At 64.0% G+C, this 11,478-nt stretch carries 10 protein-coding genes; 5 read left to right on the top strand and 5 right to left on the bottom strand.

Features of this window, described 5'->3' with window-relative positions; translation table 11 throughout:
- Positions 1–7: 7 nt before the first annotated feature.
- The gene (locus AC1DVS_RS06455; protein ID WP_478021398.1) at positions 8–1,186 is read left to right on the top strand and encodes a vWA domain-containing protein; all 1,179 of its coding nucleotides are present in this window, start codon (positions 8–10) and stop codon (positions 1,184–1,186) included.
- A 3-nt stretch (positions 1,187–1,189) separates the two neighbouring features.
- On the opposite strand, the gene AC1DVS_RS06450 is transcribed toward AC1DVS_RS06455, so the two are convergent.
- The 4 genes from AC1DVS_RS06450 to AC1DVS_RS06435 all read right to left on the bottom strand — a co-directional run bounded on the left by AC1DVS_RS06450 (position 1,190) and on the right by AC1DVS_RS06435 (position 3,996).
- Positions 1,190–1,654: a YciE/YciF ferroxidase family protein gene (locus AC1DVS_RS06450; protein WP_478021396.1), complete on the bottom strand. Its 465-nt coding sequence runs from the start codon at positions 1,652–1,654 to the stop codon at positions 1,190–1,192.
- 36 nt (positions 1,655–1,690) lie between these two features.
- Positions 1,691–2,887, bottom strand: coding sequence for an exo-beta-N-acetylmuramidase NamZ family protein (locus AC1DVS_RS06445; protein WP_478021394.1), 1,197 nt, complete (start codon positions 2,885–2,887; stop codon positions 1,691–1,693).
- Positions 2,884–3,306 (bottom strand): DOMON-like domain-containing protein, encoded by a 423-nt coding sequence (locus tag AC1DVS_RS06440; RefSeq protein WP_478021392.1) that lies wholly within the window; start codon positions 3,304–3,306, stop codon positions 2,884–2,886. The genes AC1DVS_RS06445 and AC1DVS_RS06440 overlap by 4 nt, the downstream gene beginning before the upstream one ends.
- Before the next feature lie 288 nt (positions 3,307–3,594).
- The gene (locus tag AC1DVS_RS06435) at positions 3,595–3,996 is read right to left on the bottom strand and encodes a DUF1761 domain-containing protein (protein ID WP_478021390.1); all 402 of its coding nucleotides are present in this window, start codon (positions 3,994–3,996) and stop codon (positions 3,595–3,597) included.
- 114 nt (positions 3,997–4,110) lie between these two features.
- Between AC1DVS_RS06435 and rimO the strand changes: the two genes are divergently transcribed.
- Together rimO and AC1DVS_RS06425 are read left to right on the top strand one after the other, a co-directional pair.
- Positions 4,111–5,442 carry a 30S ribosomal protein S12 methylthiotransferase RimO gene (rimO, locus tag AC1DVS_RS06430; RefSeq protein WP_478021388.1) on the top strand — a complete coding sequence of 444 codons (1,332 nt, stop codon included), beginning with the start codon at positions 4,111–4,113 and terminating at the stop codon, positions 5,440–5,442.
- A gap of 37 nt (positions 5,443–5,479) precedes the next feature.
- Entirely contained in the window at positions 5,480–5,845 is a 366-nt protein-coding gene (locus AC1DVS_RS06425; RefSeq protein ID WP_478021386.1) for a hypothetical protein, read from the top strand.
- Between the two features lie 14 nt (positions 5,846–5,859).
- On the opposite strand, the gene AC1DVS_RS06420 is transcribed toward AC1DVS_RS06425, so the two are convergent.
- Entirely contained in the window at positions 5,860–8,247 is a 2,388-nt protein-coding gene (locus AC1DVS_RS06420; protein WP_478021384.1) for a membrane-bound PQQ-dependent dehydrogenase, glucose/quinate/shikimate family, read from the bottom strand.
- Positions 8,248–8,485: 238 nt separating this feature from the next.
- On the opposite strand from AC1DVS_RS06420, the gene AC1DVS_RS06415 reads away from it, so the two are divergent.
- Together AC1DVS_RS06415 and AC1DVS_RS06410 are read left to right on the top strand one after the other, a co-directional pair.
- Positions 8,486–9,889: a serine hydrolase domain-containing protein gene (locus AC1DVS_RS06415; protein WP_478021382.1), complete on the top strand. Its 1,404-nt coding sequence runs from the start codon at positions 8,486–8,488 to the stop codon at positions 9,887–9,889.
- A complete protein-coding gene (locus tag AC1DVS_RS06410; protein ID WP_478021380.1) occupies positions 9,889–11,265 on the top strand; it encodes a leucyl aminopeptidase family protein in 1,377 nt (458 codons plus the stop codon). The genes AC1DVS_RS06415 and AC1DVS_RS06410 overlap by 1 nt, the downstream gene beginning before the upstream one ends.
- Positions 11,266–11,478: the final 213 nt, after the last annotated feature.

The raw sequence follows: 11,478 nt of genomic DNA, 5'->3' as shown, positions 1-11,478 counted from the left end.
CCAGCGCATGTTCCTGAACTTCCTCGACGAGCTCCGTGCGGCCGGCATCCAGGCGAGCATGAAAGAGCATCTCATCCTGCTCGAGGCGCTCGACCGGGACGTGATCGACCGGACGCCGGAGGATTTCTATTACCTCTCGCGCGCCGTGTACGTGAAGGACGAGGGGCTGCTCGATCGCTTCGACCAGGTCTTCGCCAAGGTGTTCAAGGGCATCTCCACGACGTTCGGCACCCAGAATGCCGATATCCCCGAGGACTGGCTGCGCGCGGTCGCCGAGAAATATCTCTCGGCCGAGGAGATGGAGGCGATCAAGTCGCTCGGCTCCTGGGAAGAGATCATGGAGACGCTCAAGAAGCGGCTCGAGGAGCAGCATGAGCGCCACCAGGGCGGCAACAAATGGGTCGGGACCGGCGGCACCAGCCCTTACGGCAATTCGGGCTATAACCCGGAAGGCGTGCGCATCGGTGGCGAGGGCAAGCACAAGCGGGCGTTGAAAGTCTGGGACCAGCGCGACTTCAAGAATCTCGACAATACGAAGGAGCTCGGCACTCGCAACATCAAGATCGCGCTCCGCCGCCTGCGCCGTTTCGCCCGCGAAGGCGCCGCCGACGAACTCGATATCGACGCGACGATCGACGGCACCGCGCGCCAGGGCTGGCTCGACGTGGTGATGCGGCCGGAGCGGCACAATGCGGTGAAGCTGCTGCTATTCCTCGATGTCGGCGGCTCAATGGACCCATGGGTCAAGCTCTGCGAGGAGCTGTTCTCGGCCGCGACCACGGAGTTCAAGAATCTCGAATTCTTCTATTTCCACAATTGCCCGTACGAGGGCGTGTGGAAGGACAACCGCCGCCGTTTCAGCGAGCGCACGCCGATGTGGGACGTGCTCCACAAATTCGGCCACGACTACAAACTTGTCTTCGTCGGCGACGCCTCGATGAGCCCGTACGAGATCACCCATCCGGGCGGCTCGGTCGAACATTATAACGAGGAATCAGGCGCGGTGTGGATGCACCGGTTGACCACGACCTACCCTGCGGCGGTGTGGCTCAACCCGGTGCCCGAGCAGCAATGGGGCTATTCGCAATCAGTCCGCATCTTCCGCGAGCTGATGAATGACCGCATGTATCCGCTGACGCTGGCCGGGCTGGACGATGCGATGCGCGAGCTCACGCGAAAGCGATAGGCCTTAGCTCGACAGGGCTATCAGGCGCGCGTGCAGCGCGGCATCGGCCGTTCGTTCCTCCTGAAGGATGGCCGTGCAAATGGCGGCAGCGGGGTTCCTCAGCGCCTCCGCCGTTGAAACCGCAGTCTCATAGGAAACGATCTCGGCCGCCTTTGCCTTGCGGATAGCGCCGATCAGCGCAACGTCGAGCAGCGGCCCGGGGACGATCGACTGTGTATCGCGCTCGGCGTCATCGAGAATCCCGGCCATCCACAAATTGGGCGGTCCCGCCACATCCTCGCCAGTAGCACGAAGGCGCTCTGCCTGGGATTGGCTTTGGCTGATCTGCGCCTTCAAAATGTCGCGTAGCGGCGAATCTTCGGCATTATCAAGGATGCCTGGCAGGCGCTCGACGAGCAGCAGTTCGCCCGCGTGCAGATCCTGAACGCAGCTGGTGAACAGCGCTTCGCGTGTCTTAGTCTGGCTCATCCCACGCCAACTGTCTGCCGGATGTTTGGTTGCGCGTCAGTAGAGCAAAAAGGGCCGCTGCGCCTCCGCCCACGCTTCCTCGTCCCGCACGGTAGCCGCGTCCAGATCGCCTGCCACCGCCACCCCGTCATCAACCCACTCCCGCAGGCCGGGCCCGCCATTGATCACATCGATCGCGAGCTTGCCGAACTCATATTCATACGGAAAATCGCGCCACAGCGGATATTCCGGATACAGCAGCCGGATTGCCTTGAAGGCGAGCGCCTGCACTCGCCAGGGCCGGAATGCCTTATGATCATATGCTGGCCCCTCGGCATGAATATGCACGCCGTTGCAGAGCTGACCCACATGCTTGTGGAAGGTCGGCTGGAACCAGATATCCCGCAACGAACAGCCGGTCAGCCATTCCGGCGCCAGACGGCGCATCTCCGCCATTACCGCGCGCGCATCGATATCGGGCGCGCCGAAGATTTCGAGTGGCCGCGTCGTGCCGCGCCCTTCGGAGAGTGTCGTGCCTTCGAGCATCACCGTCCCGGCATAATCGCGTGCCATGCTCAGGTTCGGGGCGTTCGGGCTCGGGTTGATCCACACCCGATCGGCCGGCCAGCCAAAGCCGGGCGCGGCGTCGGACTGCCAGCCTTCCATCGCGATCACCCGGTACTCCACGTCGAGACCACGTGTAGCGACAAACCAATGGCCGAGCTCGCCGAGCGTCATCCCGTGCCGCATCGGCATCGGCCCGGCGCCGACAAAGCTTTCCCATCCGGGCAGCAGCGTCAGCCCCTCGATCGGCCGTCCGGCGGGATTGGGTCGGTCGAGCACCCACACCGCCTTGCCATGCTCGGCCGCCGCCTCGAGCACGTAGAGCAGCGTGGTGATGAAGGTGTAGATGCGGCAGCCCAGATCCTGCATGTCGACGAGCATCACGTCGAACGTGCCCATCGACTGACCGGTGGGCCGGCGCACCTCGCCGTAAAGGCTGAACACCGGCATGCCATAGGTCGGGTCAGTAAAGTCAGGCGACTCCATCATATTATCCTGCAGGTCTCCACGCACGCCGTGCTGCGGCCCGAACACAGCGCTGACATTGAGCCCGCTCGCCACCAGCGCGTCGAGCGAATGGGTCAGGTCCTCCGTCACCGACGCGGGGTGCGCGAGCAACGCAACGCGTTTTCCCTCAAGCGGGGCGCGAAGAGCCGGGTCGGCGAGCAGGCGATCGATACCGAATTTCATGACCGCGTGGGTGCCGCCAGGCGGGCGGTAAAGCAATCCCGGTTGTGGAAATCGGGCGGCCCGGGGACGTGAGAGAGCGCCCAATAGGATTTGCTGCCGTCCTTCGCCTCGATGATCGCGGATAGGCCTAGCTCCCATTCGCTGCCGAGAGTTAGGATCGGCAGTGAGATCGAGGCCTCCAACGTGACCATCTCTGAGCCGAAACCGACGCTAAGGGCGGCCACCGGCCGCTCGACCGCCGTCATACCGGAGCGATACCCATCGAACGCGTAGACCGCCCATTGTCCTGACGTGGCGAGATTGAGCTCGCTATAGCCTGCCTCGCCAGCGCGACCGACAAACGCCTCGAAGCAGCTATGCTCCCACAGCCTGTCGCCGCGCCCGCCCCGGCTGGGGAGCGGCCACAGCACAGTGTCCATGGCGCCGGTAACGCAGTAGGTGAGATCAAGATCTCCGAACTTATCGCCCCGTTGCGCTTCCACCGTGATCGATTGAATCGCGGGGTTTGGGAAATCAGGATGGGGCACAAGCACAAACTCTTCTGCCTTCCCCGGCGAAGGCCGGGGCCCAGTTGGGATGTCGGTCATGGTCGCGCGATCCGGCTATAGAGGTCTTCCCAACCCGGATTGAATTCTTCGATCTCGCGCACCTCCCACGCTTTCATCCGAAACTCCCGCGCCCTTGCCCATTCAAGGTCGCCATTGCCTCTACAGCAGCGCGAACACCACACCCATCACGGAATAGATCACCAGCCAATATCCCGCATCGATCATGAACAACCGCAGAGACTGGCGCGAAAACAGATAGTTCACCCCGATAGCCGGCACGATGAAGCCGAGCGCGACACCGCTGGAGATCATCACCGAAAGGTTCAGGCCAGGGGCACCATAGGTGCTCAGCGTGTGATCGAGGATGAAGGCCGAGAACAGGTTCAGCACGAAGGTCAGGCCAAAGATCATCGGCATATTGGCATTCTTCATGGCGTCGTCGCTCAGGCCACGCGCCGCCTGCCAGGCCTTGCCGAAGATGGGCCCGTACCAGAGCCCGCCGACAAGGAATCCGGAAACCGCCGCGACCAGGATCGACAGCCAATGTATTTCGGTTCCCAAGGCGCTTCTCCCCTCATTTCGTTGGCGCCACGATATGCCCATTCGGCCGGCTCGGAAAGCAGACTCACCCACCCTGTTCAAAAGCGTCTAAAATCGCTATGTGCGGCGCTTCCCATGGCAACAATCCTCCCCACCCCGCCGAAAATCGGCATGGTTTCGCTCGGCTGTCCCAAGAACCTGGTCGACAGCGAACGCATCCTCACCAAGCTCCGCTCGGATGGCTATGCCATGTCCCCGGATTATGCCGGCGCCGATGTCGTGCTCGTCAACACCTGTGGCTTCCTCGATTCCGCCAAGGAGGAAAGCCTCGAGGCAATCGGCGAGGCGATCGCTGAAAATGGCCGGGTCATCGTCACCGGCTGCATGGGCAAGGAAGCGGAGGTCATCCGCGCCCGCTTCCCCAATGTCCTCGCCGTCACCGGCGCGCATCAATATGAGGAAGTGGTCGGCGCGGTCCATGAGGCGGCGCCGATGCCGCCCAGCGCCTTCCTCAATCTCGTTCCTGATGCGGGCCTGAAGCTCACCCCGCGCCATTACAGCTATCTGAAGATCTCGGAGGGCTGCAACCATCGCTGCGCCTTCTGCATCATCCCGAGTCTGCGTGGCGATCTCGTCAGCCGTCGGCCCGACGCGATCCTGCGCGAAGCCGAAAAGCTGATCGAGGCCGGCACGAAGGAACTACTGGTCATCAGCCAGGATACTTCGGCCTATGGTGTCGACATCAAGCACCACCCACGCATGTGGCACGGCCATGAAGTCCGCGCCCATATGACCGACCTGTCGCGCGAGCTCGGCAAGCTCGGCGCTTGGGTGCGGCTCCACTATGTCTACCCCTATCCGCATGTCGATCAGGTCATCCCGCTGATGGCCGAGGGGCTCGTCCTCCCCTATCTCGATATCCCGTTCCAGCACGCCTCGCGCGCGGTGCTGAAAGCGATGAAGCGCCCCGCCAACGAAGCGAAGATCCTGGAGCGCATCAGGAACTGGCGCACGATCGAGCCCGACATCGCAATCCGCTCGACCTTCGTCGTCGGCTTCCCCGGCGAGACCGAAGATGATTTCCGCTATCTGATGGACTGGCTCGAAGAGGCCCAGCTCGACCGCGTCGGCGCGTTCCGCTTCGAGCCGGTCGAGGGCGCCGCGGCGAACGCCCTGCCCGACCCGGTCCCCGAAGAGATCAAGGAAGAGCGCTACGCCCGCCTGATGGAACTCACCGCGCGCATTTCCGCCGAGAAGCTCGCAGCGAAAATCGGCCGCACCCTTGACGTGATCATCGACGCGGTCGACCCCGAAGGCGGCGGCGCGACCGGCCGCTCCAAGGCCGATGCTCCGGAGATCGACGGCGAAGTCCATCTCCGCGATGCCGGCCACCTCGCCCAAGGCGACATCATCCGCGCCGAGATCGAGGATGCCGACGAGCATGACCTGTTCGGCGTTCCGGTCTGATTGACTGTGTGTTGATCGTATAATACACTTGGCGATCATGCGCAGGGAGGCGGCAATGGCGAGAGTGGTGTTTCTGGCGATAGCGCTCGCCATCCCGCTCGCCGCCTGCGGAGTAGGCCGCGTGGACTCGATCGCCTATTCAGTCGATGTCGATGCCGACAAGGGCGTTGCGATCTTCAGCTGCAAGCAAAGCTCCAGCGGCAAGTGCATCTTCAAATTCGACGACCCCGGCGCGCAGCCGCAGTCGCTCACCGTGGCGAAGGGCGAGGCCGGCAATGTCACGAGCGTCGGCGTGGCCAGCACCTATTGCGCCACGACCGGCACGCCGGGTGCGACCTGCAAGGCGCAAACCCTCCAGGCAGGAATCCAGACCATCCACCGCGAGAAGCGCATTACCACCTGAGCCAGTTCCGCGACCTACGTCCGGCCATGCTGCGGCAGCGCATAGGCCACAACTGAGTCACCGATCGGCGTCTCCATGAAATGATGGCCGCCCGCGACGATGACGAGATATTCGCGCCCGCCCTGCTGATAAACCAAAGGCGTCGCCTGCCCACCCGCCGGCAGCACATCGGACCAGAGAGTCTTGCCAGTCCTGAGATCGATCGCCCGGATCAGATTGTCGGTCGCCGCGGCAATGAACACGACCCCGCCGGCGGTGACGACCGCGCCGCCGTTGTTCGGCGTACCGATATGGAAAGGCAGCATCGAAGGGATGTTGAACGGCCCGTTGGTCCGCGCAGTACCTAACGGCCGGTCCCACAAGGTCTTGCCCGAGCGGATATCGATCGCGCGGATGCCGCCATAAGGCGGTTGCTTGCACAGGAGCCCGGTGAATTTGATCCGCCAGCCGGCATTGACGTTGACCGCGTAGGGCGTGTTCGCCTGCGGATCGCCCGCACCCTCGGGCGCGCCGATCTGCCCGCGGGCCTGATCGCGCGGTGCCCATCCGCGCTTCCTCGCCTCGGCGCGATCATAGAGCCGCACATAATTGGGCATGTCGTTATAGTTCGCGACGATCACGCCGCGCTGCGGATCGACCGCAATCCCGCCCCAGTCGCTGCCGCCATTATAGCCCGGATATTCGATTGAATGCCGGTCAGCCTCGGGCGGGGTGAAGAAGCCCTTGTAGCTCGCACGGCGAAACTGGATGCGGCAGATCATCTGGTCGATAGGCGACATGCCCCACATATCGCGCTCGATAAGGTCGGGTTTCCGCAGCGTCTGCCATTTCGAATAGATCTGCGTCGGTGAACGCTCCTGAGGCTCGACGCCGCCACCCGGCGCCCTCATCACGCCGATCGGGGTCAGCGGCGTGCCGGTCCTGCGATCGAGAATATAGAGGTCGCCCTGCTTGGACGGCAGCACCAGCGCAGGCGTGCCATTATAATCGATCAGCGTCGCCTGGCTGCCGAAATCATAATCCCACACATCCTTGCGCACCGCCTGAAAATGCCAGCGCGGCTTGCCCGTCGTCACATCCAGCGCGACCAGCGAGGTTGCGTACGCATTCTCCGGCGGCCGCCTCAGGCTGCTGTAATAGTCCGCGCTCGAGTTCCCCATCGGCAGATAGACCAGCCCGAGTTGCTCGTCGCCGCTCGCTATCGTCCACATATTGGGCGTGCCGCGAGTCCAGGCCTGACCCGCTGGCGGCATGCCAGTGATGTCCGGGCGCATCATGTCCCACGCCCAGCGCAGCTTGCCGGTCAGTGCGTCATAGCCGAGGATCACGCCCGAGGGCGCCCAGCGATCCTGCCCGTCGAGCACCTGATGCCCGCTGACGATCACCCCGCGCACGATGGTCGGCGGAGAGTTGATCGAGACATAGCCCGGCGGCACCTTGCCCATGCCCTGCTTGATATCGACTTCGCCATTGGTGCCGAAGTCGCCGCAGCGCTTGCCGGTGATCGCATCGATCTCGACGATCCGCGCGTCGAGCGTCCCTTCGACGATGCGCGCCGCGCAAGCCGAGCCCGCCACCGCGCCGGGAACCGCATAATAGCTCACGCCGCGACATGCCGCGGTATAGGGGATCGCCTCGTCGGACACGTGGGGGTCGAACCGCCAACGCTGCGCGCCGCTGCCCGCATCTAACGCGATCACCAGATTCTTCGGCGTACAGACATAGAGCGTGTCGCCGATCTTCAGCGGCGTATTCTCCGCGCCATAGGTCTTCGCGATCTGCGGGCTGGAAGGCATGTCGCCGGTGTGGAACAGCCAGGCGCGCTGCAGCTTGCCGACATTGTCGGGCGTGATCTGCGCGAGTGGCGAGAAGCGCCGCGCGCTATAGGTGCCGCCATAAGCCGGCCAGTCCGCGCCGGTTGCCTGACCCGAGGGATCGGCATAGCCGGGCGATTGCGGCGCGGGCAGCGCGGCGAGCGCGACATCGTCATGGGTGCCGATCGCAACGAACAACAGGGCCGTCGCGATCAGCACGGCAGCGATGGCGCCCAACCCTGATCGCCACCGCGTGGGGCTTGCCGAAAGCGTCGGCATCACCGCCAGCACCGCGATCAGCAAGACGATCGGCGCAACGATGCGCGGCACAAGCGCCCAAGCGTTGATTCCCACTTCGGCAAAGGCCCAGAGCAGGGTCAGCACCACCAAGGCGATATAGATCCAGCCGCCAAGCAGCCGGCCCCGCGCGAGCAGCACACCGGCCACCAGCATCGCGACGCCGGTCGGGAAATAATAAAGCGACCCGCCCAGCACTGCGAGCCACACGCCGCCGACGGTCAACACCAGTCCGATCAGCGCGACGATGGTGCCGATGATGAGGGCGGGCCAGCTGCGGGTTCTGGGCATGTGCGCGATCCTGTTTTACCGCCCTCCCCTTTGCTGCCCCGCGGCTTCGAACCGGCGAGATTTGTCATTGTTCCCATGACATTTCCGTCAGATTTCTGTTTTTCCGCGATACGTTATCGTAGGTTAGAAAGTCGCTGGCGGTAGCGCGCCCACTATCTGCCCCGCGACCAAGCGGCGGCTTCACGCCTCCTGTCGCGGCCTCTATGGTCCCGCTTTCAGCACCTCGCCGGATTACATCATGCCCTTTGTCCGTACTGCCTTGACCGCCGTTGCTCTGTTCACCGCCGCGCCCGCTTTCGCCCAGTCACTCACCCCGAAGGAGGCGGCGCGGGTCGACCAGATCGTCGCGAAGAACCTTGCGTCGAGTGGCGTCCCTTCCGCCTCGGTCGCGATCGTCCGCGGCGGCCGGATCGTCTTCGCCAAGGCCTATGGCAAGCAGTCCGAAACCATGAAGGTGCCGCGCGACGACGCGCCCTATCAGATCGCCTCGATCTCCAAGCAATTTGCAGCCGCGGCGATCCTGCTGCTCCAGCACGACGGCAAGCTGAGCCTCGACGACACTGTCTCGAAATATGTTCCCGACATCACCAATGGCGACACGATCACCATCCGCCAACTGCTCAGCCACACCGCAGGCCTTCAGGATTACTGGCCGCAGGACTACAGCTTCAAGGCGATGGCGGCCCCGGTCAGCCCGCAAGGCATCCTCGATCGCTGGGCGAAGAAACCGCTCGACTTCACCCCCGGCACTAAATGGCAATATTCGAACACCGGCTATGTCGTCGCCGGCCTGATCGTCGAGAAGGTCTCGGGCCAGCCACTGCTCGATTTCCTGAAAGCGCGCATCTTCACGCCACTCGGCATCACYGCCTATGATCAGGATCTCGCCATCGGCAAGGGCTTCCCGCAGGGCTATGGCCGCGCCGCCCTCGGTCCCGTCCGCCCCGTCACCCCAGCCGCGCCCGGCTGGCTGTTCTCGGCCGGCGAGCTCTCGATGAGCGCGCGCGATCTCGCAAAATGGGATGTCGCCCGGATCGACCGCACGATCCTCACCGCCGAGGACTGGAAGCTTCAGGAAACGCCGGTGAAGCTCGCTGACGGTTCGAGCAACGGCTATGGCCTCGGCGTCTCCACCGGCACCACCGGCGGCCGCTTCTATGTCGAACATAGCGGCGAAGCGGTCGGCTTCCTCTCGGAGAACGTCGTCTATCCCGACGACAAGGCGGCGATCGTCGTCCTCACCAACAGCTGGTCGGGCAACGCCACCGACGCAATCCAGGAGGACATCGCCGAAGCAGTCTTGCCCCCGACGACCGCCAGCACCGCCGATACCGCCGCGCTCGCCCGCGCCCGGGCGATGCTCGCTCAGCTTCGCACCGGGACTCTCGATCGCTCGCTGATGACCGACGACAGCAATTATTATTTCACTGACCTCACGCTTGGCGATTACAAGGCGAGCCTGATGCCGCTCGGCAAGCCGGTCTCCTTCACGCAAACCGGCAAGACCCGGTTGCGCGGCGGCTTCGTCAACCGCAACTACAAGATGCGCCTCGGCAAGAAGGATTTCGTCATCACCACTTATGCGGAACCCGGCGACAACGGTCGCTACGAGCAGTTCCTAGTCGCGCTGGCGGTGTCGTGATGTCGGCGCAGGACCTTCTCCAGCCTGATCGCGGCCAGGCCGCCCGCACGATCGAGCTCGTCGCGGCGAGCGGGTTCGACACCTGGCTCAACGCCCAGCCACCCCGCACCCGCGCGGCGGTGGCGGCGCAGAAGGTGAAGGGCAAGGCCGGCAACAGCCTCACGTTGCCCGGCGAGAGCGACGACTGGTCAGTCGTGCTCGCCACACCCGACAGTCCGCTCGGCCCCTGGGACCTCGCCAAACTCGCCGACACCCTTCCTGAAGGCACGTACCGCCTGTCCGGCGGCGAAGCCGGGGCCGCGATGCTGGGCTGGGTGCTGGGCCAGTATCGCTTCGATCGCTATCGCAAGGCCGAAGGCGAAGGTCCTCGCATCCTGCTCTCCAGCGAACCCGCGCGCATGGCGGAAGTGCTGCAGATCGCCGCCGCAACCGCCAAGGTGCGCGACCTCGTCAATATCGGCGCGTCCGATCTCGGCCCGGCCGAACTCGAAGCCGAGGCCCGTGCTCTGGCCGAAGCGCACGGCGCGACGCTCAACGTCACGACAGGCGACGCGCTCGCCAAAGGCTATCCGATGATCCAGACGGTGGGCCAGGCTGCCGCCAAAGGCCGCGAGCCGCGGCTGATCGAGCTGGAATGGGGCGACCCCAAAAATCCCCGCATTGCACTGGTCGGCAAGGGCGTCTGCTTCGATTCCGGCGGCCTCGACATCAAGCCCTCATCAGGCATGCGGCTGATGAAGAAGGACATGGGCGGCGCAGCGCATGCCCTTGCGCTTGCCGGCCTGGTGATGGCCGCGCGGCTGAAGGTGCGGCTGCATCTCCTCATCCCCGCTGTCGAGAATGCGATCGCCGGCAATGCCTTCCGCCCCGGCGACGTACTCGCCACCCGCAAGGGCCTGACGGTCGAGAACACCAACACCGACGCCGAAGGCCGGCTGATCCTCGGCGACGCCCTCACCCGCGCAGGCGAGGACAAGCCCGTACTGATCCTCGATTTCGCAACCCTAACCGGCGCTGCCCGGGTCGCGCTCGGCCCCGATCTCCCCGCCACCTTCGTCAATGACGAGCCGCTCGCCGATGAACTGCTCGCCGCGGCACGCGCAGTAGACGACCCGCTATGGCGCCTGCCCCTGTGGGACGGCTATGACGAAATGCTCAAATCCGACATCGCCGACATGGTGAACGCACCCGACGGTGGCTATGCCGGCGCAGTGACGGCGGCCCTGTTCCTGCGCCGCTTCGTCCCCGAAGCCACAGCCTGGGCCCATTTCGACACCTTCGCCTGGCGCCCCAGCGCCAAGCCTGGCCGTCCCAAAGGCGGCGATGCGCTTGGCCTCAGGGCGGCATGGGCGATGCTGAAGGCGCGGTACGCTTAGGCCAACGTTCGCTAGATGGCCTACCCGCGAGCTCACGCAGAGATTCCCCTCACCTCTCCGCCGAATTTCTAAATAGGACCTTCCAAAATAAGGCGGCGCTAGAATCTGCAGGGAGAATGCCTTTTGTGGGCAAGGCGTTATTGTCAATAATGACTTTGGTCCAATTTGGTTATAAATATACATTATTATTAGTTAGTATGATCCATAATGGAT

The organism is Sphingomonas sp. P3_C5 (assembly GCF_056402635.1).
This window is presented reverse-complemented; position numbering and strand designations above follow the sequence as displayed.